The organism is Bartonella sp. AA23NXGY (genome assembly GCF_042197165.1).
Taxonomy (GTDB): domain Bacteria; phylum Pseudomonadota; class Alphaproteobacteria; order Rhizobiales; family Rhizobiaceae; genus Bartonella.
In genome coordinates, this window is the sequence record NZ_JBHIRO010000001.1 from 256,503 (window position 1) to 280,499 (window position 23,997).

The following is a 23,997-nucleotide window of genomic DNA, read 5'->3' on the forward strand; positions in this document are numbered from 1 at the left end:
TCTCTCTTTTTTAATGGATGCACACTCGTTAAACAAAACGCCCAAATAGAACCTGCTTGCGTCATACCCATTTCATAATAGTGCTCATAATAAATAGTATAGATTTTCGTAAAAGTATATAAAATCTACATCTGTACACTTATGAAGAATTCCTCCTGTATCATTTATTTGCCATCTCTCAAGATGTTGTGCCAGCTCTTAGCACTTGAGAGAAGTACAAGTGTCTCTTTCTTTAATCATTTTATTTATACAGTTTTTTCTCTTGTGGCGTGCAAGTGAATAAATTTGATTAATTCAATCTACACAGGACTGAAGTGAGATAACTTTACGCTATTCAGATCTTTCATTTTCAAGTTGTGATACAATAAAATTTTTTCAAGATGTTGACGATTATAGACTCGATGGGGAATAAAGAATTTTGAAATTAGTATGGGGAATTCAGTGAAGCAATTCCAGAATCATTTTAAAAGCATTTTCAACAGTTGCGTGGCGGATAGCATTGCGATTAAGATGAGCAAAGTGCATTTCTTTGTGCAGGGGAGAGTGGTTTTTGTAAGCAACTGCGCAATGCACAAGTCCTACAGGTTTATCAAGACTTGCACCTCCTGGACCAGCAATTCCTGTTACAGAAACTGCAATGTCAGCTTGTGAATGTTTTAATCCACCCTCAGCCATTGCAAGAGCAACTTCTTTTGAAACGGCACCATAGGTTCTTATAAGTTCAGCACAAACGCCAACAAGGCGTGTTTTGGATTCATTTGAATAAACAACAAATCCACAATCGAGAACATCTGACGATCCTGCTATATTTGTGAGGCATGCAGCAATGAGTCCCCCTGTACAAGACTCTACAGTTGTTAACAGCAAACCTTTTTGGCGAAAGGTATTAAGGACTTCATGTGCGTGTTTTTCACAAAGATATGTCATTGGGGAATTTCTCCTGAATAAAGGACGCTCACTGTTGCAAGAGCAGCAATTCCCTCACCACGACCAATAAATCCAAGCCTTTCATTTGTTGTTGCTTTGATAGAGATTCGATCAGGTGTTATTGCAAGTATTGTTATAAGATTTTCTGTCATGGCATGACGATATGGACTAATTTTAGGATTTTCAGCGATAATTGTGATATCAACATTGGCGATACGACCACCTGCTTGTTTTATAATATCAAGAGCATGACGGAGAAAAATTTCTGATGATACATTTTTCCATTGAGGATCAGAGGGAGGAAAATGTGTACCGATATCTCCAGCACCTTGAGTTGCAAGAAGGGCATCTGTTAATGCATGAAGAGCAACATCCGCATCGGAGTGTCCATTTAATTTTTTATGAAAAGGGATTTTTATACCACATAATATAAGAAAATCACCATCCTCAAAAGAGTGAACATCATAACCATTGCCGGTACGAATATCAGGAAATATTTGCATTTTCTTTTGGAGATATAAATGTGCAGTATTAAAATCTTCATGCCATGTAATTTTTATGTTGTTAGGATCCCCAGGAATGGTACGCATAGGAATTCCAAACCATTCGGCAATTGCAGAATCGTCAGTGAATTCTTGTTTGCAAGCTTGTTTTGCTTGTTTATGGGCCGCTAAGATATGTTCAAAGGGAAAACACTGTGGAGTTTGTGCACTATAAAGATGGGTACGGGGAATTGTTTCTAAAACATGCTGATTATTTATACGTTTAAGGGTATCAGAGATGGGCAGAACAGGAAGAACACCTTCTTGAGGCATGATAGTGTTGTGAATATTATTAAGAAGCTTGTTTTCGATAAAAGGGCGTGCACCATCATGAATATGCACATATTGGGGGGCAATTTTTTTGAGTGCCTGAAGTCCATATAAGGTAGAGATTTGACGTGTATTGCCTCCTTCAACGATAATAAGGCGCTCTTTAAAATCGTCAATAGCTTGTTCACAGATTTGACGATCTTCTGGATGAATAACAAGAATAATTGTTGTGATAGCTGGATGCTGCAAAAAACAATGCACGGTATGATAAATAATTGGCTTTTGTCCTAGAAGCCGATATTGTTTTGGAATTTTATGGGGAGATCCTGCTCTTTCACCCCGTCCAGCGGCTAATATTATTGCTGCAATAGAAATACTTAATCTCCTTGTATTATAATCTTAGTTTGCTTTTTTGTCATTAATTTTAAAATGATTTTGAAAGGATGGTTGTTGTAGATCAGCAAGGGATATCACGGATAACACCTCAAAAAAAGCATTTAATGCTTTTTGAAGTGCGGTATTTAAACCACAAAAATCAAACAAGGGGCAAGTTGGTTCTGCAGTATCGAAACATTCTGCGAGGGAAAAGTTGTCTTCTGTTACTTTCACAACATCCGCGACTGAAATTTCTGCTGCGGGTTTAGCCAATCTAACTCCACCATTGCGTCCACGCACTGTTTGTATAAAACCTGCTTGAACAAGCAGCTGAAGGATTTTAAATAAAAAAAGCTCTGAAACGGCATATGCTTTAGCAATTTCTGGAACACGACTGAGAGTTCCCTGATTATCTGCACAATACATAAGCATTCGAAGAGCATAATTTGTTTGTTTTGTTAATCGCATCTCATTTCCTTCGTAAAGTATCGTCGAACACAGTCTATTTTAAAGATATTTTGCAAAATGTAGAAGTTTTTTCTCGTTGACTATATTTGCCTATTTTAAATGTAGTATTAGTATTGTCAATTTTTGCTACAAAAGGTTATATGAGAATAATGGGATAAGGGTATGTAAGCTCATGACGAATATAACATCTGTGACGAATCTTCAAGACATAGATAAAAATACTTATAACGATGAGTTGTATCGTTTAAGTAAGGTATATATTTTTTTAGGGATTACAATTATTGTATTGGCTTTACTTACGGCCTCTGTTTCATTTATTATTCTTATTGGATTAACTCCTGTTGTTCCCAGTAGAACAGTAACCCTTATTCTTATAGGAATTAATAGTTTTTGGGTTTTAGGGCTTATTGTCATCGTTTTTTATGAGATGATACCGATCATTCGTGCTTGGCGTTCAAGGCGTGCAGGATCGCGTCTTCATGTGCGCCTTATTTCATTGTTTGCACTTGTTGCGACAATGCCAGCTGTTGCTGTAGCTCTTGTATCGGGTCCAGCACTAAATTTGGGACTTGATCGATGGTTTGATACAACAACGCGGCAAATTGTGGGCTCTTCTATTGATTTAGCAAATGCTTATGCAGATGAAATGCTCCAAAATTTAAAAAATTTATCCTACGCGATGGCATTTGCACTTGATAACAAAAAACTCTTAGAACGTAATCCAGCTGAATATAGGATGCAATTGACGCGTCATGCTCTAGGACGCAATTTGCGTGGTGCATTTTTGTTAAGTTCTAGTGGAGCTATTTTTGTATCGAGTGCTCTTGGTGATGAAGATAAACTGCCAATTCCTCCTTCTCATCTTATTGAACGTGCAACCAGTGCGAGACCTTTTTCTTTTCAACCAGGCGTCCATGATTATTTTGGTATTATTTTAAAATTTACCAATATTCCAAACACATTTTTATATTTGGTGCGTGACGTTGATAAAGGTGTTTTATCTGCTTTGCGTTTGACGGAAGTTAATACAGATCGTTATCGTGATTTAAATGAGAATCGCCTGCTGACACAGATTGCATTTGGTATGCTTTATTTGTGTCTTTTTTTTAGTTTATTCTTATCAGCCATTTGGGCTGCTATTGCTGTTGCTGATCGCTTAGTACGTCCTATTCGTCTTCTCATTAGTGCTGCCGATGATGTTGCTTCTGGAAATATGGAAATTTTCGTGCCAGTACGAGCAAAAGATGGAGATATTGGGCAATTATCCAAAACTTTTAATTACATGGTCAGTGAATTGAAAAGTCGGCGTAATGAATTGATTGCAGTGCGTGATCAAATTGATGAAAGACGGCGTTTTTCTGAAGCTGTGTTATCGGGTGTAACAGCGGGAGTAGCAGGTATAGATGATAATGGTGATATCACCATTATCAATCGGTCTATTGAAGCGATGTTTGATATTCGCTCAGAGCGCGTTGTTGGAAAAAGTCTTTTATCTTTAAGCGCTGAAATTTGGCAGGTTTTTCAGTTTGTGCGTTCATTGGATCGTAAAAACCATCGTGAGCAGGTCACTTTAAACGTTGCAGGAAAAGAGCGTGTCTGTAATGTCCAAGTTACGATGGAGGAGGATGATGGACAAGGGCAATCTTGGGTTCTAACAATTGATGATATTACAGATCTTGTTGCAGCGCAACGTACAGCGGCGTGGGCGGATATTGCGCGGCGTATTGCACACGAAATTAAAAATCCTCTTACACCTATTCAGTTATCCGCTGAACGCATTCGTAAACGTTATAACAAAGCTATTACACAAGATAGAGAGGTCTTTGAGCGGTGTATTGACACAATTATTCGGCAGGTTGGAGATATTGGGCGTATGGTTGATGAGTTTTCCTCTTTTGCACGTATGCCCAAACCCAAAATGCATATTTTAGATATACGAGAATTGTTGCGCGAAGCATGTTTCTTGATAGAGGTGACGCGACATGATATTCATTTTGAGCAAGATTTAGGAACTCTACCACTTATGGGTGCATTTGATAACCGTCTCATTGTACAGGCTTTTTGCAATGTTATCAAAAACGCGAGCGAATCCATAGATTCAGTTATGCGAGAGGAAAATATTCACGGTCATATTCTTATCCGTTCTTATCGTCAGGGAGAATGGGTGGTTGTGGATGTTGTTGATAACGGGAAAGGACTTCCTAAAGAGCAAAGACAAAAGTTATTAGAACCCTATATAACAACGCGGGAAAAAGGAACAGGGCTGGGGTTAGCTATTGTGCGCAAAGTTATTGAAGATCACGGTGGTTTCATGGAGCTTCATGATGCACCGGAGAGTTTTTATGAAGGTCGTGGTGCGATGATCCGTTTGATATTTCCAGCGGATGGGGGTAAGCAGGGTAATATTATACAAGCCATAAATCATAAGATAGGGGAATAGTATGGTATCAGATATCTTGATTGTTGATGATGAAGCAGATATTCGTGAGCTTGTTGCTGGTATTTTAGATGATGAAGGTTATGAAACGCGTGTTGCTTGTAACTCTGATGAAGCATTGGCTCAAATTAGTGAGCGTATTCCAAAGCTCATTTTTTTGGATATTTGGCTACAGGGTAGTCGTCTCGATGGTTTAGCACTGCTTGATGAAATTAAAACACAATATCCGGCTCTTCCGGTTGTTATGATCTCTGGTCATGGTAATATTGAGACGGCTGTTTCCGCTATAAAGCGAGGGGCATATGATTTCATTGAAAAACCTTTTAAAGCTGATAGACTTGTATTGGTTGCAGAGAGAACACTTGAAAATTCAAATTTAAAACGTGAGCTTTTAGAATTGCGAAAGCGTTCGAACGAGACATTAGAGTTGCTCGGAAAATCGACAGTTATAAAAAATTTGCGTCAAATCATAGAAAAAGTAGCACCAACCAATAGTCGCATCATGATAACAGGTCCTTCAGGGGCAGGAAAAGAGACTGTTGCACGAGCTATTCATGCGCTCTCAACGCGTTCGAATGGGCCATTTGTTACAATAAATGCTGCAACGATTACTCCGGAAAGAATGGAAATAGAGCTGTTTGGCAGCGAAATGGAGGGAAGAGAGCGTAAAATTGGTGCCTTAGAGGAAGCTCATGGCGGTATCTTATATCTTGATGAAATTGCTGACATGCCGCGTGAGACTCAAGGGAAGATTCTTCGGGTTTTAACGGGGCAAACATTTGAGAGAATTGGCGGCACAAAACGTGTTAAGGTGGATGTCCGTATCATTTCTTCGACAGCGCAAAATCTTGAAAACCTCATTTCTGATGGGCGCTTTAGGGAGGATCTTTTTCACCGTCTTTCCGTTGTTCCTATTGTTGTTCCGCCCCTTTCAGCGCGTCGTGAAGATATTCCAGAACTTGTACATCATTTTGTAAAAACAATATCACAGCAGGTTGGGATTAAACCGCGTGCAATCAGTGATGATGTGATTGCTATTTTGCAAACGCACGCTTGGCCGGGTAATGTGCGGCAATTACGTAATAATATTGAGCGTCTTCTTATTCTTGTGCGGGATGGTGATGGTCCTATAACAGCGGACTTTCTTCCCAGTGAAGTAAGTGATTCTTTGCCACGTCTTCAAATGGATTCAGATGAAAGTATAATGGATTTGCCGTTACGTGAAGCTCGAGAATTATTTGAAAAGAGATATTTAGTGGCGCAGATTGGGCGTTTGGGTGGAAATATATCACGTACTGCTGAATTTATAGGCATGGAGCGTTCAGCTTTGCACCGTAAACTTAAAGCGCTTGGAGTTTCTTAAAGCGATGCGTATTATTATTTGTGGAGCAGGACAGGTTGGTTATGGGATAGCAGAGCGTCTTGCTGCTGAAAATCACGATGTTACTGTTATTGATATTGAAACGAGATTAATTGAAAAGATTCGCGATACATTGGATGTGAGAGGTTTTGTTGGTCACGGTTCACGGCCTGAAGTTCTTTTGGCTGCAGATGCAGACAAAGCTGATATGTTGATTGCTGTCACTTTGTTTGATGAAGTTAATATGGTAGCTTGCCAAGTAGCACATTCATTATTTAATGTGCCCACAAAAATTGCTCGTATTCGCTCACAATCTTATTTAGAACCACGTTATAAGACGCTTTTTTCCAGAGAGAATATTCCCATTGATGTGGTTATTTCGCCAGAAGTTGAAGTTGGGGAAATGGTTTTGCGCCGTATTGCTTTACCTGGTGCAATAGATGTTCTTTATTTTTGTAATGATGATATTGTGGCACTAGCTTTGGAATGCATGGAAGATTGTCCCGTTATTAATACACCTTTGCGTCAATTAACAGAGCTTTTTCCAGATCTTCATACGACGGTTACTGCTATTAAACGTGGCGCGGAATTATTGGTTGCACATTCAGAAACGCAATTACGCGTTGGTGATATAACCTATCTTGTTGTTTCTCGTGAACAGATGCGTCGTGCTGTTGGGCTTTTTGGTCATAAAGAACAAGATGCCCACCGCATGATTATTGCAGGGGGTGGTCACATTGGCCTTTATGTTGCACAGGCTATTGAAAAGCGTTTTCATAAATTAAAATTGAAGATTATAGAAGCGCATAGAGAAAGAGCCCTCACAATTGCTGATCAGCTTGAAAAAACAACAGTTTTATACGGTAACGTGTTAGATCCAGTGATTCTTCAAGATGCGGGAATTGATCAGTCCGATTTAATGATTACATTGACCAATCAAGATCAGGTTAATCTCTTAAGCGCTATTATTGCTAAAAGATTGGGCTGCAAAGCCAATATGGTATTGATTAATAATGTTGCCTATCAAGAATTTAGTCGTGCTGTTGGTGTGGATGCATATCTTAATCCCCATAGTGTTACAATATCGAGAATTTTGCAACAAATGCGCCGTGGGCGTATTCGTTCTGTTCATTCAGTTTTTAATGGCCGAGCAGAAATTATTGAAGCTGAAGTGATGCAAACATCTTCATTGGTTGGTAAGTCATTATCAGAGCTCAATTTATCAGATGGTTTGAGAATTGGTGCAATTTATCGCAATAAGACAATAATACAGCTTTCGGCAGATACGCGTATTTTGTCTGGTGATAGAATAGTGATTTTTGCTCTTGCTGATAGGGTTCGTGATGTTGAACAACTCTTTCGCGTAAGTTTAGAATATTTTTGATGTATTATCTATGGATATTTGTACTTTTTGGTATAGTGGACAATTAAGATTGGTAGATAGGCTTTGTTTGTCTTCAATGGTTAAAACTGGACAGCGCGTTAAGCTTTTTAGTTATGATAAAAAAATAGATAATCTCCCTGCTGGTGTTGAGCTGTATGAAGCCGAATCAATTTTACCACGCTCAGCAATTTATCGCCTTGATCCCGATTTTTCTGATGATAAACTAGGGTGTACAATTGTTCAGTTCTCGGATTTTTTTCGTGTTATGCTGATGAAATATCAACAAGGTGTTTGGTTAGATACAGATGTTTACCTTGTTAAACAATTTCATCCAGATGCGGATAAGGTTTGGTTGGCAAGAGAAAATAATACAAGAGTAGGCGTTTCTGCACTTTATTTTCCGCCCAATAACCCTATTATAAAAATATTTGAGGATTATTGGGCAGGTGCAGAAATTATTCCTCATTGGCTTGGGTTTAAGCGTCGTGTTTGGAGACCGTTCTGGTTAAAGAGGAAAAAAATGCCGATTTTACCGGGAAATCTTGGCGTTACAATATTTGGCAATGATGGTATTTCACGATTAGCAAAACGATATGGTTTTTTTCATGAAGCAAAGGAAAAGGAAACTTTTTATTATTGGACTGGGCGAAAAACTGAACGTATTTTTGAACCAGCTTTTGGCGTAAAGCCGCTTACAGATTCACGCTTGATAGGCTTTCATATTCACAGAAAGACAAAGACCACGAAAAGACCTCAGGAAGGAAGTTTTTACCATTGGGCGGTATCTCGCATTCCGGATGTTCATCATTTGTTTAGGTAGAGTTATTATTGCTATTTTAACTATTGAGATTTTAATCTATCTTATACAATCTCTTGATTGTAGCTTGCACAAGAGAGTAATGTTAACATATGGACAAAAACATTGAATGTGTAAAGAGCGGTTGTTATATGAACGGAAAGTAAAAATATGAGTGATCCAATGAAAACAGCATTAAGCCTTGTTCCTATGGTTATTGAACAAACAAATCGTGGTGAACGGGCCTATGATATTTTTTCCCGTCTTTTAAAGGAACGGATTATTTTTATTAATGGACCTGTTGAAGATGGTATGGCAATGCTTGTTTGTGCACAATTGCTTTTTTTGGAAGCGGAAAATCCTAAAAAAGAAATTAGTCTTTATATTAATTCTCCAGGTGGTGTCGTAACATCTGGTATGGCTATTTATGATACTATGCAGTTTATTCGCCCTCCTGTTTCTACGCTTTGCATGGGGCAAGCGGCATCTATGGGGTCTTTATTATTAACGGCTGGAGCAAAAGGTCATCGTTTTACATTGCCAAACGCACGTATTATGGTGCATCAACCATCTGGTGGTTTTCAAGGTCAAGCTTCAGATATTGAGCGACATGCGCAAGATATTATAAAGATGAAACGGCGTTTAAATGAAATTTATGTTCAACATACGAGTCAAGATTATGAGGTTATAGAGAGAACTCTCGATCGCGATCATTTTATGACAGCAGAAGAAGCCAAAGCGTTTGGCTTAGTTGATGATGTTATACAATACCGTGCAGAAACTGAAAAAGAAGAAAAAGATTAAGAATTTTTATAGAAAAAACAGCTACTTTAAATCAAGAGTTTTATAAAAAATATCGCAAAATAAGAGAAACACCTAAAAGTATTGAGACATGCATGGTTTTCTATATGTCTTTTAGTTTTCATGATGAAAGGCTTCCTTTGAAAAGGCAAAGTGTTCATATATTGTGGTGAAAGGAAAGAAAAATGAGCAAAATTAGCAATAGCGGGAACGAATCAAAAAATACTCTCTATTGCTCGTTCTGCGGCAAGAGTCAGCATGAGGTGCGTAAGCTCATTGCGGGGCCTACTGTATTTATCTGTGATGAATGTGTAGAGCTTTGCATGGATATTATTCGGGAAGAAAATAAGTCTTCTGGGGTTAAGGTGCGTGATGGTGTTCCTACGCCACAGGAAATTATAACAGTTCTTGATGACTATGTTATTGGTCAGCAGCATGCAAAGCGTGTTCTTTCTGTTGCTGTTCATAATCATTATAAACGGTTGGCGCATCAGTCTAAAAGCAATGATATTGAGTTGGCTAAATCAAATATTCTTCTTGTTGGTCCAACGGGTTGTGGTAAAACTTATCTTGCACAAACATTAGCACGTATTATTGATGTGCCTTTTACGATGGCGGATGCGACCACTTTGACTGAAGCGGGTTATGTGGGAGAAGATGTTGAAAATATTATTTTGAAGCTTCTTCAAGCAGCAGATTATAATGTTGAACGTGCGCAGCGTGGTATTGTTTATATTGATGAGGTTGATAAGATTTCTCGTAAAGCAGACAATCCTTCTATTACAAGAGATGTTTCGGGGGAAGGAGTTCAGCAAGCATTATTAAAAATTATGGAAGGAACGATTGCTTCTGTTCCTCCTCAAGGTGGACGTAAGCATCCGCAACAAGAGTTTCTTCAGGTTGACACCACAAACATCTTATTCATTTGTGGGGGAGCTTTTGCAGGTTTAGAACGGATTATTTCAGGGCGTGGTGAAAAAACTTCTATTGGTTTTTCTGCGACTGTTAAGGCTCCGGATGAGCGTTGTGTCGGTGAAATTTTTCGTGATTTAGAGCCTGAAGATCTTATTAAATTTGGTTTAATACCAGAATTTATTGGGCGGCTTCCTATAGTCGCTACCTTAGAGGATTTAGATGTTAACGCCCTCATGCAAATTTTATCCCAACCTAAAAATGCGTTAGTAAAGCAATATCAGCGTCTTTTTGAAATGGAGAATGTTGAGTTAGCATTTCATGAAGATGCTTTACGTGTTATTGCAAAGAAAGCAATTGAACGTAAAACTGGTGCTCGTGGTTTACGTTCTATTATGGAGAAGATCCTTCTTGAGACGATGTTTGAGCTACCGGCTCTTGAAGGCGTTCAAAAAGTGGTTATTTCGAGTGATGTCGTTGATGGTAAAGCGCGTCCTCTTTATATTTACTCAGAACGTGCAGAAGATAAAGAAAATGTATCAGCATGACATTGTGCGATGCACAATATAAAAGGTGGTAGTGAACGGTATTTGATAGGTGTTTCTAATAATATCATTATAATGCTTGATTTATGTATGAGTAATTACCACTTCATGTACAGTGAAGAGCTGAGATTTTCTAAAGGTGGGCTAATTGTTGTAGATAGCTCATAGGCTCCAGAAAGGAGAGTTATGCAATATATTGATGAAAAGACAGATGAAGTAAGAGATGGGGTTTATGCTGTTTTACCTCTTCGTGATATTGTTGTCTTCCCCCATATGATTGTTCCACTTTTTGTGGGCCGCGAAAAATCAATTCGTGCTCTTGAAGAAACGATGGCGGTTGATAAGCAAATACTATTGGTGACACAAAAAAATGCTTCTGATGACGATCCAAAATCAGAGGATGTTTATCATATTGGTACATTTGCTAATATTCTTCAACTTTTAAAGCTTCCTGATGGTACTGTAAAGGTTTTGGTTGAAGGAACTGCACGTGCAAAAATTAGTCAATTTTCTTTAAGTGAAGGTTATCATCAGGCTTTTGCAACTGTTACAGAAGAACCTAGAGAGAGTGATGTTGAGATTGAAGCTCTTTCAAGGTCAGTGATTACTTATTTTGAAAACTATGTAAAGCTTAATAAAAAAATCTCTCCTGAAGTTGTGAATGCGATTGGCCAGCTTGATAATCCTTCTAAGCTTGCCGATACGATTGCTTCTCATTTGATGATTAAACTGGCAGAAAAACAGGAAATATTAGAGCTCTTACCTGTGCGGGCCCGTCTTGAACGTGTTTTGTCCTTCATGGAAGGAGAAATTTCTGTTTTGCAGGTTGAAAAACGTATTCGTTCGCATGTTAAACGGCAAATGGAAAAAAACCAACGAGAATATTATCTCAATGAGCAGATGAAGGCTATTCAAAAAGAGTTAGGAGCAGGTGATGATAGCCGAGATGAACTCTCTGAATTAGAAGAACGTATCAAGAATACAAAACTATCCAAGGAAGCACAGGAAAAAGCTGGAGCAGAATTGAGAAAATTACGGAATATGTCTCCTATGTCTGCAGAAGCGACAGTTGTACGTAACTATCTTGATTGGTTATTAGCAATGCCTTGGGGTAAAAAATCTAAGATTAAAAACAATTTAGATTTTGCTGAAAAGGTCATGAATAATGAACATTTTGGTCTTGAAAAAGTTAAGGAGCGAATTATTGAATATTTGGCCGTACAAAGTCGCGCGTCAAAGATAAAAGGTCCCATTATTTGTTTATTAGGTCCTCCAGGTGTAGGGAAAACATCATTAGCGCGCTCTATTGCAAAGGCAACGGGACGTGAGTATGTTCGTATCTCATTGGGAGGTGTCCGAGATGAAGCAGAAATTCGTGGACATCGCCGAACATATATTGGATCGATGCCTGGAAAAATTATCCAGTCTATGAAAAAAGCAAAAAAATCTAATCCGCTTTTCTTGCTTGATGAAATTGATAAAATGGGCCAAGATTTTCGTGGTGATCCTTCATCCGCTTTATTAGAAGTTCTTGATCCTGAACAAAATGGTACATTCATTGATCACTATTTGGAAGTTGAATATGATCTTTCTGATGTCATGTTTATCACAACTGCCAATACGCTTAATATTCCAGGTCCGTTAATGGATCGTATGGAAATTATTCGTATCGCTGGTTATACTGAATGTGAGAAAATGGAAATTGTTAAACAGCATCTTTTACCAAAGGCACTAAAAGATCACTGTTTATCTAAAAAAGAACTCAGTATTTCTGATGGCGCACTAAGGTCAATTATTCAGTTTTATACACGTGAGGCAGGCGTTCGTAACCTTGAACGTGAACTCATGAAAATTTCCCGCAAATCCGTTACAAAAATTCTCAAAACACATCAAAAATCTGTAAAAGTTACAGAAAGTAATATTCATGATTTCTTGGGTATTAAACGTTATCATTACAATCAGATTGAAGGAGAAAATCAAGTTGGTGTTGTAACAGGTCTTGCGTGGACAGAAGTCGGTGGAGAGTTATTGACTATTGAAGGAGTTATGATGCCCGGCAAAGGGAAGATGACTGTAACTGGAAATTTACGTGATATTATGAAAGAGTCCATTTCAGCGGCAGCATCTTATGTACGTTCTCGTGCTGTTGATTTTGGTATTGAACCTCCACTTTTTGAAAAACGCGATATCCATGTTCATGTTCCAGAGGGTGCGACACCAAAAGATGGCCCATCGGCTGGGATTGCAATGGTGACAGCAATTGTTTCGGTCCTTACAGGAGTAGCTGTGCATAAAGATATTGCAATGACTGGTGAAATTACTTTACGTGGACGCGTTTTACCCATTGGTGGATTAAAAGAAAAACTCTTAGCAGCTCTTCGAGGAGGGATAAAAAAAGTACTTATTCCTGAAGAAAATGCAAAAGATTTGGTTGATATTCCTGATGATGTCAAAAATAATATGGAAATTATTCCGGTAAATCATGTGAGTGAAGTTTTGAAACACGCTTTGGTTCGTTTTCCAGACACTATTGAATGGAAAGAACCCTCTACAGGGGCTGTGCCAATCCGGTCAGAGAGCAGTGATAGTGAAGGAATACAGATTGCGCACTGATTCACTTATCTCATTTATAACGGCATTTTTTAGGTGGTAGAAGATGTTGTTGAGGTTATTATTCTGTTTTTTGTTGGAAAAAGTGAAAAATTCCGTGAATAACTGTGATTATTGCTAAAAAAACAATGTTTTGGATAAAAATAAGACTTCTGTTTGCTGTACTTTTCAATAAACTGACCAATAACATGATTAAGTCATGTTCAGGTAATATAGGGAAAGGAAATATTTTATGAATAAAAGTGAATTCGTTAGCTCCGTTGCTGAAAAGGCAGGTGTTTCGAAAGCGCAAGCTGGTGCTGTTGTTGATGCTTTTATGGCTTCTGTAACAGAAGCTTTGGCTTCAGGGGGAGATGTTCGTCTTCCAGGTTTTGGCACTTTTGAAGTTTCTCATCGTGCTGCAACAAAGGGGCGTAATCCTTCAACTGGTGCTGAAATCGATATTCCAGCACGTTCTGTACCCAAATTTTCTGCAGGAAAAAGCCTTAAAGAAGCAGTTAATAAAAAATAATTTAAGCTACATTAAAAAAACCCGATTTATTTATAAACGGGTTTTTTTAACACATGTGTTATGCTTGTTTTTCACATAAAACTTTGAGATCCTTGCGATATTTTTTATTTTCATGTATTGCTGAAATATATTGTTTTTAGTCTTTTCAATGAAATATTGTACTGTATTAATTGAGCGCGGGTATGGCTTATAAAATGTAATATTAACTTTTATTACGCTGAAGTGTTACGGTATTTATTTCAAAACAAGATCCGTAAATAATATGAAGCGGAAAACTCTGTAAAGTCCATAAAAGTTATTATATATCACCATTTACGCTTAATAAAAGTGCATGTTGGTGCCACCTTGCTATCTATTTTCTCAGTTCCTATAATGTTGCGACTAGCCCCAGATATCTGAGACGAGTGCATAAGGGATAGTTTTATTCTTTTACTCTTATACGCCAACCTTTCTTGTGACGCACCAAGAGGATAATTTTATTGATTTATTATAAGATCCTGAAATAAAAAAATCTTTTGATATTCAGATTTGGTTTTTAATATTGGGATTTTTCTTGGCATTTGAGAGGGGAGAGATAGCTCCAGCTCTATCCTACAAATATTTTTTCCATATCTTTATTTCACTTGTGATATGCAAGCGAGTATTTTTCCTTCATCATACAAGAGTTAAAATGAGAGAACATCACAAATTTTGAGGGAGGAAGTTAAAAAACAGAAAAATTACTCTTATAAAATAATATACATTACGTAATATAAAAACTATTAATAAAGATAGTACAGTATTACTTGTGTATCTCCATTTATTTATTTTGATTATTCATAATATGTTTATATAATTATTTTGTTTTTAGTCATTAAATCATATTAAATTATTGATAGCGGTAAAGTTTTTTTATAGCCAAAAGTTATTTTACAGCATCTACATAATTGAATAAATGATGAAACGTAGGGTAGTATTTATTGATTGGGGGAGACAGTCTTTAAAAGGCTTTAGAATGATTTTTTCACGAGAGTTATAAAGATCTATTCAGTAGGAGAGAGGCGAATCGTGTGTTTTTTATAAACAGGAGCTCTTTGATTCTTTATTTGCTAACCACTGAGTACAATCATTGAGAGCTCTCGCTGTTATGGCTTGTTTTTTTACTAATTTTTTTTCTTTACTTGGTAAGCGTTTTCCTGAATGTTTAATAGAAGCAATAGGCGGAAAGAGTCCGAAATTGATATTCATTGGCTGAAAAGATTGTGTTTCTGCTTTTTCATCTATGATGTGTCCCCCTGTAATATGATTCAAAAGGGCTCCGAATGCTGTAGTTTGTGGGGGTAGGTCAGGGGAAATATGATGATATTCGGCAGCAGCAAAACGTCCAGCAAGAAGCCCTATTGCCGCTGATTCTACATAACCTTCACATCCGGTAATTTGCCCTGCAAAGCGTAGTTGTTTTTTTTGTTTTAAACGAAGGGTTTGATCAAGAATAATTGGCGAGTTGAGGTAGGTATTGCGGTGAAGACCACCAAGACGCGCAAACTCTGCTTTTTCAAGACCGGGAATCATTCTAAAAATGCGAATTTGTTCACCATATTTCAATTTTGTCTGAAAGCCGACCATATTATAAAGCGTTCCAAGTTTATTATCTTGGCGTAATTGAACGACAGCATAGGGTTTAACTGTAGGGTTATGGGCATTAGTTAAGCCCATAGGTTTCATAGGACCATGTCTTAACGTTTCAATTCCGCGCTCAGCCATAATTTCAATGGGGAGGCATCCATCAAAATAGGGCGTTTTTTCAAAGTCACGAAACTCTGTTTTTTCAGCATTTTTTAACGCTTCAACGAATGTTTCATATTGTTCTTTGTTGAGGGGACAATTAAGATAATCTTTTCCTGTTCCCTCAGGACCAATTTTATCATAGCGAGACTGATACCAACAAATGTTGATATCAATACTGTCGGTATGGATAATAGGTGCAATTGCATCAAAAAAAGAAAGAGCTTTTATACCGGTTATTGCTTGTAATTTTTGAGCAAGTGCAGGCGATGTAAGGGGGCCTGTTGCAATGACAACATGTTTCCAAGCTTTAGGAATTTCTTGAATTTCTTCACGTTTGATTGTTATAAGAGGGTGGTTTTCAAGTGCTGTCGTAACGGTTTTTGAAAATCCATCACGGTCAACAGCAAGAGCACTACCTGCGGGAACTTTGTTGGCATCAGCAGCTTTCATAATTAACGATTTTGCTAATCGCATTTCAGCATGTAAAAGTCCTACGGCATTTGTTAATGAATCATCGCAACGAAACGAATTTGAACAAACCAGTTCTGCCAATTTATCGGTTTTATGGGCATCTGATTTTTTTTCGGGTCGCATTTCATGCAAAACAACAGAAATTCCTGACTGAGCGATTTGCCAGCTTGCTTCACACCCCGCAAGACCGCCACCGATGATATGAATTGGGATATCAAATGTCTTTAACATAATTGACTTTTAGCGTAAGCAGTTATGTATGAAAAGCATAGATTTTGTTTTTTTTAATATATTTGTTTGCTTTTTTTCTGTAATTAATGGTATAGAAACGCCGCTTGTATAAGGTTATTAGCTTGTAAGTTTGAGCGGATGTGGCGAAATTGGTAGACGCACCAGATTTAGGTTCTGGCGGGAGACCGTGGGGGTTCGAGTCCCTCCATCCGCACCAAAGCAATCCCTTAAGTGCTACGGATTTCTACGTGTCTGAAATTCCGCTTCATGGTAAATGTAACACTCGAAGTGTTAGAATGTAATGATTATTAGAGTGGGTTGATCCCTCTCCTTAGAAAAATGAAGGTGTTTAATGCAGGTTACCGAGACGCTTAATGAAGGACTGAAGCGCGAAATTAAGATCGTGGTTCCAGCGAAAGATTTAGAAGAAAAGTTGAATGAACGATTGGATGATACCAAGGGAAAAATCAAGCTTAATGGTTTTCGTCCCGGTAAAGTGCCTAGTGGGCATTTGCGAAAAATGTATGGTAAATCCTTTATGGCGGAGATTCTCAATGAGATACTCAGTGATGCACCCCGTTCTATTTTAGCGGACCGCAATGAACGTGCAGCGATGCAGCCAAAAATTGATATAGATGAAGATGAAAAAATTCTAGATGGCAAAGCTGATTTTACTTTTAGTTTAAAGTATGAAGTTTTACCAAAAATTGACATTAAAGATTTTGAACATATTAAGGTTATCCGTGAAATTGCAATTATTCCTGAACAGGATATTGATGATCAAGTCAATCGCGTCCTTTCTTCTACACGTAATTATTCTCTAAAAGAGGGGAATTCTGAAGAAGGTGATCGCATTACTATAGATTATCAAGGTAAGCTTGAAGGCGTTCCATTTGAAGGTGGGGCAGATAGTGATGCACAACTGATTCTTGGGGCAAAACAATTTATTCCTGGTTTTGAAGAGCAATTGGTTGGTGTGAAAGCTGGGGATGTAAAAACGATTTTTGTTAAATTTCCTGATAATTACAGTGCGGCACATTTGGCGGGACGGGAAGCAGAGTTTGACATTACTGTCAAAGCTGTCTTTAAACCAGATGAATTAAAAATTGATGATGAAGCAGCGCAAAAAGTTGGTTTAGAGTCTCTAGATCGCTTACGTGAGGTCGTTCGTGGGCAGATTGAAAGCCAATATGGTTCAGTGACACGTCAAAAAGTTAAGCGTCAAATTCTTGATGCTTTAGATGCTGATTATAATTTTGAGATTCCTGAAGAACTTTTAGAGGTTGAGTTTAACAGTATATGGGCTCAGGTTAATGATGATTTGAAAAAGGCTGGGCGCAGTTTTGAAGATGAAGGTATTACAGAAGAAAAGGCACGGGAGGAATATCGTGTCCTTGCGCAGCGTCGTGTTCGTCTTGGTTTGGTGCTTTCTGAAATTGGAATGAAGGTTGGTGTTAAAGTTAGTGAGGATGAGCTAAAAGCAGCAGTTTTTGATCAGGTTCGCCAGTATCCTGGACAAGAGAAAGAGATTATGGATTTTTTCCGTAAGACTCCGGAAGCTGTTGAAAATCTACGTGCTCCGATTTTTGAAGAAAAGGTCATTGATCATTTATTAGCACAGATAAAAGTCACAGATAAAGAAGTGACGGTTGAAGAGTTGATGAAAGAATATGACGAATCAGATATCCCTGAAGAAAAGCCGGCAAAGAAAAAGTCTGCAGTGAAAGAAACGTCTACAGAGAAAAAACCAGCTAAGAAAAAGGCTCCTAAAAAAGCTTAATATTTATGCAAACAGAACAAGCCCGATAGAAACGGGCTTGTGTTGTAAGATTTATGTCCTGGGGTTACACTGAGAGAATGGTTTTAGATAAGCCATGAGTAAATTTTAAAATATTGGTAGTGGATTGGCAATGAGCATCATTGATACGCGTACTCCTGATTCTAAGCGTTTTATTTCTGGAGTTACAGGTGATTGGGAAGTCATCATTGGCATGGAAGTTCATGCGCAAATCATATCAAATTCAAAACTTTTTTCAGGAGCATCAACAAAATTTGGTGCAGAGCCGAACAGTCATGTATCACTTATTGATGCAGCCATGCCAGGTATGTTACCTGTTCTTAATCAAGAATGTGTTCGTCAAGCGGTTCGAACGGGGTTAGGATTAAAGGCGCATATTAATTTAAGATCTGTTTTTGATCGCAAAAACTATTTTTATCCAGATTTACCGCAGGGGTATCAGATTTCTCAATTTCGCTATCCGATTGTGGGAGAGGGAAAGATTATTATATCTGTTGGTCCAGATTCGAATGGCCAATTTGAGGATATTGAAGTGGGAATTGAGAGGTTGCATCTTGAACAAGATGCTGGAAAATCGATGCACGATCAACATCCAACAATGTCTTTTGTAGATCTTAATCGTTCTGGTGTTGCTCTTATGGAAATTGTTTCCAAGCCTGATATGCGCTCATCAGATGAAGCCAAAGCCTATATGACAAAATTGCGTACGATTGTTCGTTATTTGGGCACTTGCGATGGCAATATGGATGAAGGTTCTATGCGTGCAGATGTCAATGTATCTGTTCGTCGTCCTGGTGAAAATTTTGGAACGCGCTGTGAAATTAAAAATGTGAATTCTATTCGCTTTATTGGTCAAGCAATTGAATATGAAGCGCGTCGTCAGATCGCAATTTTAGAAGATGGAGGCGTCATAGATCAAGAGACTCGGCTTTTTGATGCCGCTAAAGGTGAAACGCGCTCTATGCGCTCAAAGGAAGAAGCGCATGACTATCGTTATTTTCCTGATCCTGATCTTTTACCGTTAGAATTTGATCAAGCATTTGTGGATGCTTTGGCAGCAGACTTACCAGAGTTGCCTGACGCTATAAAAGCACGTTTTGTTAAGGAAATGGGATTGACAGTGTATGATGCTTCCATTCTTGTGACAGAAAAGGCTATTGCTGATTATTTTGAAGAGGTAGCGCGTGGGCGTGATGGAAAAATAGTTGCCAATTGGGTGATTAACGACCTTTTAGGGGCTTTAAATAAAGATAATCGTGAGATTGAAGAGTCACCAGTATCGCCAAATCAATTGGGAAGCATTATTGATCTTATAAAAGAAGGAGTTATTTCTGGAAAAATTGCCAAAGATCTTTTTGAGATTATTTGGAATGAGGGGGGAGATGCACGCCAAATTGTAGAAGAACGAAATATGAAGCAGGTAACGGATACAAAGGCTATTGAAAGAGCTGTTGATGAGATCGTTGCCAATAATTCTGATAAAGTTGCGCAAGCAAAGCACAAACCTGCTTTAGCTGGTTGGTTTGTTGGACAGGTAATGAAAGTAACAGGTGGTAAGGCAAATCCCCAAGCTGTTAATGAATTGGTTAAGATGAAACTTGGCATAGATTAAATTTTATGGGGTGGAGAAGAAGCCATACATATGATATCTTCTTGAAATTAAAGGATAGCACGTTAACCTATCAATTGGAATTGTAGTTGAATTTACTAGTAACTTTTTCGATAATTTCAATCGTTAATAATTTTATTCCAACGATTAATTTCATGAACGCACTAAATGAATGGAATAGCAGATGGCTCGTTTTTTTAAGCAAATCTTCACATGGTGGAATGGCAATACCATTGGTACGCGTTTTTTCACATGGCGCAAAGGTAAGCAGATAGGGGAAGATCAATTTGGAAATATATATTATGAAGGAGGACTTCATAAGGATGGTTATCCGCACCGTTGGGTTATCTATAAAGACTATTCTGAGGCCTCTACTATTCCACCAGGTTGGCATGGCTGGATTCATCATCGCTGTGAGTGTCCACCAACACAAGAGGATTATCATCCTTATGAATGGGAAAAGCCACATGTTGCCAATATGACAGGAACAAATGAGAACTATCGACCAAAGGGGGCTATCACCTCCAATGGAGAGCGTTCTTGTGTGCATGAAGATTATGATGCGTGGTCACCTAAAAAATAACATGTTTTAATGTGCGTGTGTATTTTTGTCTTATTTGACTCTATGTTATGAAAAGAATTATTTTTTAAGGTGCGATTGATTTTGATATGATGAGATTTTTTTTATTGTTAGGGGCGAGGCATTTTTTTTATATTTTTTTTATGGAAATTTTAGTGTTTTTATCCTTAAATAATGGGGTGCGGGCTGAGCGTATTAGCAATGGAATTGCTGTTTTTGCAGGTCTTGACAAAATCACGGGACGGACCACACGTTTTGAAGTTACTCTTGGTAAAATTTATCAGTACGGCGCATTACAGGTAACACCACGTGCGTGTTATACGAGCTCTAAAGATGAACCCACGCGTACAACTGGTTTTGTTGAAGTCAATGAAGTAACATTAGATAAAAAAATACGGCGTATTTTTACAGGATGGATGTTTGCAGATAGTCCTGGTTTGAACGCTGTTGAGCATCCTATTTATGATGTGTGGTTAAAGGATTGCAAGCAGAATGCTCAAGATCTTCCTCTTCAATAATTAGTGTGTTATCTATTTATAATACATTGATTTATAATGGTCCTTTATCATTTTACAACTTAATAGCAAATTCCTATGATTACCTCATTTAATTTTTTTTATATTGAATAATCCAAACTATTCTCTTGCGCGTTACAAGTGGCGGATGTGTCAATAACACTGTCTAAAAAAGGAATAAAAAATTCCGTCATGAACTGTTTAAATTCAAAGATGCATGATTAGAATCAACATATTTTTTAAGTGTTTCATAAGAGACAGTTCTTGAATTATATCTGTTAAAGGTTGAAATGAAAGGCTTGTTTATATTTGTTAAAGAGATGAACTGACGCTTTTGCATGTATGTGGGAAACAGATTATCAAGTAAGTAATTTATCATGAAACACTAATTATTATATCTAGAGAACGCTGTATTGGTATTTTTCTCATAGAGATGTCGTTTTTCGTTCAAAGCGTAGAAGCAATGCAGGCCATATTAATGGAAAAATTGAGATTTAAGATTCTTTAAAGTTTATCAATCGAAGTATAGCTTGGTTAAAAAATGCAATAATCAATATATTTCTAGTAAGAAAATAATGTTTATATATTTTTATTATACACCACCTCATAAGTGAGTTTGTCTATTCGTAAGTTCTTGTATATTGCATGGTAACTTCACATTTAAGTAAGTAGGATACCACTAAGTTTGTAAATCATATTCTTGATATCCATGCTTTTTAAAATCTTTTGTATAAAATACACGTGTTTTCATATAGAGCTATTGAAAATTTAAAAAGGGGTTTCGAAGAGGCGTTGAGAAGATTCTGCATCACTGGGAATGGTATATTTATTTTGTATAAAGTATAACCCATTTTCTAAAAAATACGAGATTTTATACAATGAAAGTTTCTAGTCACCAACATAATGATGTTTCCCGATTGCCAAAACAACCTAAAGAACCCTTATTGAATGTTCCATTTATTATAGTTGTTTTGATAGCATTTTGTTTTTGTCTTTATTGCATTTCTCAGTATTTTTTTTCTCATCATGTTTATGTTGAAAGTCTTGAGCTTTTTTCATTTATACCAGCATTGTTTAAGAGGGATCCTGTAGCATTTTGTTATACCATGGTGAGTTATTCATTTATGCATAGTAGTTTTAAACATGTTGCTCTTAATATGGTTTGGCTTTTGGTTTTCGGCTCTCCTTTAGCAAGGCATTTTGGTGTTTTACGTTTTTTAATTTTTTGGGTGTTAACGGCAGTTATTTCTGTTTTGACTTATTTTACATTTCATCAAGAAAGTACCATATCACTTATTGGGGCGTCAGGTTCCGTATCTGGAATGATGGGTGCTATTGCACGTTACGGTTTTCCTAGTGGTAATCTAGCTGTCAATGCGCAGAACGAAAAACTTTTAGGACCTTTATTATCTGTCAAAAAAGCTCTGTGTTCTAAGGGGGTTCTTGTTTATATGAGTGTATGGCTGACGACTGATTTGATCATAGGTATTTCTTCTATTTTGTTTGAAGAAAATGGCATCTCAATAGCATGGGAAGCTCATATTGGCGGGTTTTTTGCGGGTTTTTTGTTGGTTGGTTTTTTTGATGTTTCACAAAAAATTAAAAACTAGAATCTAAGATATTGATGTGCCACATAAAGAGCTATTGTTGCTGCATTTGAAACATTTAATGATTTAATATTTCCAGGCATGTCAAGGCGTGTTAAAGCGCAAACGGTTTCGCGTGTTTTTTTACGTAAACCTTTACCTTCTGCTCCTAAAACAAGAGCAATTTTATTCCCTGTTAATGCTGTTTCTAGAGGTTGGTCACCTTCTGAATCGAGACCAAAGCTTGTAAAACCTGTTTGATGAAGTTCTTGAAGAGCTTCAGCAAGGTTTCGTACGGTAATATAATGAATCATTTCCAGAGCTCCAGATGCCGCTTTCGCAAGAACACCGCTTTCGTGGGGAGAGTGACGGCAAGTTGTAATAAGTGCTTTAGCTTTCAATGCAACTGCAGAGCGCATAATAGCGCCAACATTATGTGGATCGGTAATTTGATCCATGACAATGACCAGATCAGTATTGGTTAGTTCCGACAGTTTGCATGGTTTGAGGGGGAGAGTTTCCAAAACAATACCTTGATGAACAGCCTCACTTCCAACAAGCGAATCAAGATATTTGGGGGTGCATAATGTAACAGAGCAAGGATAATCTGATTCGGATATATTTAATCGTTTTAAGGCATTTTGTGTAACGTAAAGACATTTTAAAATTCTTTTTGGGTTTTCTAAAGCAGCCTGAACAGAATGAATGCCATAAAGATGGATGATCTCTTGCTGTAAAGAAGCAGCTTTCTTCTTTGGGTGTGTAAAAAATCGAGAAGGAGAGCCTTTTATATCGCGATATCGGCGACGCAAACGAGCATAATGAGAATTTTGTGATGTTTTTTCTTTCATAGCTTCTTTATAACGTATTAATAAGAAAAATAGAGAGAAAAAATCTATGATTTAAAATTATGAGCAGGAAATTTGTACAGAATTGTATTTATTCTGTTGACAGATACAATAGTAATCGTCATAACCACTTCGCAATCAGATTGAATTGAATGGGTATTCAAGGTGGTTGTCGTGATGTCTCATTGCGCGACTTTATCGGTGTAATGGAGGGGTGCCCGAGTGGTTAAAGGGGGCGGACTGTAAATCCGTTGCGTATGCTACGTTGGTTCGAATCCAACCCCCTCCACCATTCATCGAAGGAGAGTTAGTACGTGGGTCATGCGGGTATAGCTCAATGGTAGAGCAGCAGCCTTCCAAGCTGAATATGCGGGTTCGATTCCCGCTACCCGCTCCAAATGGTTGTTAATGATTGGGCAAATAGGTATGATGGAGGATATTCCATTTATAAATTTGGTGGGGTTTTCCGTCTAAGAGTTGTGGTGATTGGGCTGTTTACAGTCTGGTCAGACTTAAATTTTGCAGAACTGTCCCTAGGTGCTAATAAAAATAGGGAATAAAACAAGAGATTAATAGCAATGGCGAAGAGCAAGTTTGAACGAACAAAACCGCATGTTAATATTGGTACGATTGGTCACGTTGATCATGGGAAGA

At 37.7% G+C, this 23,997-nt stretch carries 18 protein-coding genes, 3 tRNA genes and 1 pseudogene; 17 read left to right on the forward strand and 5 right to left on the reverse strand.

Translation table 11 applies throughout. The features are described 5' to 3' along the window. Positions 1–438: 438 nt before the first annotated feature. The 3 genes from ACFINY_RS01065 to rirA are packed head-to-tail and all read right to left on the reverse strand — an operon-like array spanning position 439 to position 2,582. A complete protein-coding gene (locus tag ACFINY_RS01065) occupies positions 439–927 on the reverse strand; it encodes a CinA family protein (RefSeq protein WP_375611275.1) in 489 nt (162 codons plus the stop codon). Beyond that, entirely contained in the window at positions 924–2,114 is a 1,191-nt protein-coding gene (locus tag ACFINY_RS01070; RefSeq protein ID WP_375611301.1) for a bifunctional 2-C-methyl-D-erythritol 4-phosphate cytidylyltransferase/2-C-methyl-D-erythritol 2,4-cyclodiphosphate synthase, read from the reverse strand. The genes ACFINY_RS01065 and ACFINY_RS01070 overlap by 4 nt, the downstream gene beginning before the upstream one ends. Positions 2,115–2,138: 24 nt before the next feature. After that, positions 2,139–2,582 (reverse strand): iron-responsive transcriptional regulator RirA, encoded by a 444-nt coding sequence (gene rirA, locus ACFINY_RS01075; RefSeq protein WP_375611276.1) that lies wholly within the window; start codon positions 2,580–2,582, stop codon positions 2,139–2,141. A gap of 172 nt (positions 2,583–2,754) precedes the next feature. Here rirA and ACFINY_RS01080 point away from each other — a divergent pair, with 172 nt between their 5' ends. The 8 genes from ACFINY_RS01080 to ACFINY_RS01115 all read left to right on the forward strand — a co-directional run bounded on the left by ACFINY_RS01080 (position 2,755) and on the right by ACFINY_RS01115 (position 13,938). Beyond that, on the forward strand, positions 2,755–5,022 hold the full coding sequence (locus ACFINY_RS01080; RefSeq protein ID WP_375630198.1) for an ATP-binding protein: 2,268 nt from the start codon (positions 2,755–2,757) through the stop codon (positions 5,020–5,022). 1 nt (position 5,023) lies between these two features. Next, on the forward strand, positions 5,024–6,382 hold the full coding sequence (locus ACFINY_RS01085; protein ID WP_375611278.1) for a sigma-54-dependent transcriptional regulator: 1,359 nt from the start codon (positions 5,024–5,026) through the stop codon (positions 6,380–6,382). A gap of 4 nt (positions 6,383–6,386) precedes the next feature. Then, positions 6,387–7,763 carry a Trk system potassium transporter TrkA gene (trkA, locus tag ACFINY_RS01090; protein WP_375611279.1) on the forward strand — a complete coding sequence of 459 codons (1,377 nt, stop codon included), beginning with the start codon at positions 6,387–6,389 and terminating at the stop codon, positions 7,761–7,763. Positions 7,764–7,773: 10 nt separating this feature from the next. Next, the gene (locus ACFINY_RS01095) at positions 7,774–8,583 is read left to right on the forward strand and encodes a hypothetical protein (protein ID WP_375630199.1); all 810 of its coding nucleotides are present in this window, start codon (positions 7,774–7,776) and stop codon (positions 8,581–8,583) included. 147 nt (positions 8,584–8,730) lie between these two features. Beyond that, the gene (clpP, locus tag ACFINY_RS01100) at positions 8,731–9,363 is read left to right on the forward strand and encodes an ATP-dependent Clp endopeptidase proteolytic subunit ClpP (protein WP_375611281.1); all 633 of its coding nucleotides are present in this window, start codon (positions 8,731–8,733) and stop codon (positions 9,361–9,363) included. A 182-nt stretch (positions 9,364–9,545) separates the two neighbouring features. Further along, positions 9,546–10,820 (forward strand): ATP-dependent Clp protease ATP-binding subunit ClpX, encoded by a 1,275-nt coding sequence (gene clpX, locus ACFINY_RS01105; RefSeq protein WP_273723371.1) that lies wholly within the window; start codon positions 9,546–9,548, stop codon positions 10,818–10,820. A gap of 183 nt (positions 10,821–11,003) precedes the next feature. Continuing rightward, positions 11,004–13,430 carry an endopeptidase La gene (gene lon / locus ACFINY_RS01110; protein WP_375611282.1) on the forward strand — a complete coding sequence of 809 codons (2,427 nt, stop codon included), beginning with the start codon at positions 11,004–11,006 and terminating at the stop codon, positions 13,428–13,430. Between the two features lie 229 nt (positions 13,431–13,659). Then, complete coding sequence (locus ACFINY_RS01115) at positions 13,660–13,938, forward strand: HU family DNA-binding protein (RefSeq protein WP_375611283.1); 279 nt, start codon at positions 13,660–13,662, stop codon at positions 13,936–13,938. Positions 13,939–14,994: 1,056 nt separating this feature from the next. Here ACFINY_RS01115 and trmFO read toward each other — a convergent pair. Continuing rightward, the gene (gene trmFO, locus ACFINY_RS01120; protein ID WP_375611284.1) at positions 14,995–16,407 is read right to left on the reverse strand and encodes a methylenetetrahydrofolate--tRNA-(uracil(54)-C(5))-methyltransferase (FADH(2)-oxidizing) TrmFO; all 1,413 of its coding nucleotides are present in this window, start codon (positions 16,405–16,407) and stop codon (positions 14,995–14,997) included. A 134-nt stretch (positions 16,408–16,541) separates the two neighbouring features. On the opposite strand from trmFO, the gene ACFINY_RS01125 reads away from it, so the two are divergent. From ACFINY_RS01125 to ACFINY_RS01150, 6 genes are all read left to right on the forward strand, one after another. Beyond that, positions 16,542–16,624, forward strand: a tRNA-Leu gene (locus ACFINY_RS01125). A gap of 135 nt (positions 16,625–16,759) precedes the next feature. Further along, entirely contained in the window at positions 16,760–18,187 is a 1,428-nt protein-coding gene (gene tig / locus ACFINY_RS01130; RefSeq protein WP_375611285.1) for a trigger factor, read from the forward strand. Positions 18,188–18,317: 130 nt separating this feature from the next. Beyond that, positions 18,318–19,817, forward strand: a complete 1,500-nt coding sequence (gatB, locus tag ACFINY_RS01135) for an Asp-tRNA(Asn)/Glu-tRNA(Gln) amidotransferase subunit GatB (protein WP_375611286.1) — start codon at positions 18,318–18,320, stop codon at positions 19,815–19,817. 181 nt (positions 19,818–19,998) lie between these two features. Beyond that, positions 19,999–20,397, forward strand: a complete 399-nt coding sequence (locus tag ACFINY_RS01140) for an NADH:ubiquinone oxidoreductase subunit NDUFA12 (RefSeq protein ID WP_375611287.1) — start codon at positions 19,999–20,001, stop codon at positions 20,395–20,397. Positions 20,398–20,486: 89 nt separating this feature from the next. Then, complete coding sequence (locus tag ACFINY_RS01145; RefSeq protein WP_375611302.1) at positions 20,487–20,912, forward strand: DUF2155 domain-containing protein; 426 nt, start codon at positions 20,487–20,489, stop codon at positions 20,910–20,912. A gap of 875 nt (positions 20,913–21,787) precedes the next feature. Next, positions 21,788–22,519: a rhomboid family intramembrane serine protease gene (locus ACFINY_RS01150; RefSeq protein ID WP_375611288.1), complete on the forward strand. Its 732-nt coding sequence runs from the start codon at positions 21,788–21,790 to the stop codon at positions 22,517–22,519. Here the strand turns inward: ACFINY_RS01150 and ACFINY_RS01155 are convergent. Next, positions 22,516–23,346 (reverse strand): TrmH family RNA methyltransferase, encoded by an 831-nt coding sequence (locus ACFINY_RS01155; protein WP_375611289.1) that lies wholly within the window; start codon positions 23,344–23,346, stop codon positions 22,516–22,518. The two genes, ACFINY_RS01150 and ACFINY_RS01155, sit on opposite strands and share 4 nt — an antisense overlap. A gap of 205 nt (positions 23,347–23,551) precedes the next feature. Here ACFINY_RS01155 and ACFINY_RS01160 point away from each other — a divergent pair. The 3 genes and pseudogenes from ACFINY_RS01160 to ACFINY_RS01170 all read left to right on the forward strand — a co-directional run. Beyond that, positions 23,552–23,635: transfer RNA gene (locus ACFINY_RS01160), tRNA-Tyr, on the forward strand. Positions 23,636–23,666: 31 nt separating this feature from the next. After that, positions 23,667–23,740, forward strand: a tRNA-Gly gene (locus ACFINY_RS01165). Positions 23,741–23,921: 181 nt separating this feature from the next. Next, a pseudogene (locus ACFINY_RS01170) lies at positions 23,922–23,997 on the forward strand (elongation factor Tu); the annotation flags it as partial.

Coding starts and splice junctions, on each gene's coding strand:
- trkA (WP_375611279.1), top strand. CDS start 6,387: ATGCGTATTATTATTTGTGGAGCAGGACAGGTTGGTTATGGGATAGCA.
- ACFINY_RS01150 (WP_375611288.1), top strand. CDS start 21,788: ATGAAAGTTTCTAGTCACCAACATAATGATGTTTCCCGATTGCCAAAA.
- gatB (WP_375611286.1), top strand. CDS start 18,318: ATGAGCATCATTGATACGCGTACTCCTGATTCTAAGCGTTTTATTTCT.
- ACFINY_RS01085 (WP_375611278.1), top strand. CDS start 5,024: ATGGTATCAGATATCTTGATTGTTGATGATGAAGCAGATATTCGTGAG.
- ACFINY_RS01080 (WP_375630198.1), top strand. CDS start 2,755: ATGACGAATATAACATCTGTGACGAATCTTCAAGACATAGATAAAAAT.
- ACFINY_RS01115 (WP_375611283.1), top strand. CDS start 13,660: ATGAATAAAAGTGAATTCGTTAGCTCCGTTGCTGAAAAGGCAGGTGTT.
- tig (WP_375611285.1), top strand. CDS start 16,760: ATGCAGGTTACCGAGACGCTTAATGAAGGACTGAAGCGCGAAATTAAG.
- ACFINY_RS01145 (WP_375611302.1), top strand. CDS start 20,487: ATGAGATTTTTTTTATTGTTAGGGGCGAGGCATTTTTTTTATATTTTT.
- ACFINY_RS01065 (WP_375611275.1), bottom strand. CDS start 927: ATGACATATCTTTGTGAAAAACACGCACATGAAGTCCTTAATACCTTT.
- lon (WP_375611282.1), top strand. CDS start 11,004: ATGCAATATATTGATGAAAAGACAGATGAAGTAAGAGATGGGGTTTAT.
- ACFINY_RS01155 (WP_375611289.1), bottom strand. CDS start 23,346: ATGAAAGAAAAAACATCACAAAATTCTCATTATGCTCGTTTGCGTCGC.
- clpP (WP_375611281.1), top strand. CDS start 8,731: ATGAGTGATCCAATGAAAACAGCATTAAGCCTTGTTCCTATGGTTATT.
- rirA (WP_375611276.1), bottom strand. CDS start 2,582: ATGCGATTAACAAAACAAACAAATTATGCTCTTCGAATGCTTATGTAT.
- clpX (WP_273723371.1), top strand. CDS start 9,546: ATGAGCAAAATTAGCAATAGCGGGAACGAATCAAAAAATACTCTCTAT.
- trmFO (WP_375611284.1), bottom strand. CDS start 16,407: ATGTTAAAGACATTTGATATCCCAATTCATATCATCGGTGGCGGTCTT.
- ACFINY_RS01095 (WP_375630199.1), top strand. CDS start 7,774: ATGGATATTTGTACTTTTTGGTATAGTGGACAATTAAGATTGGTAGAT.
- ACFINY_RS01140 (WP_375611287.1), top strand. CDS start 19,999: ATGGCTCGTTTTTTTAAGCAAATCTTCACATGGTGGAATGGCAATACC.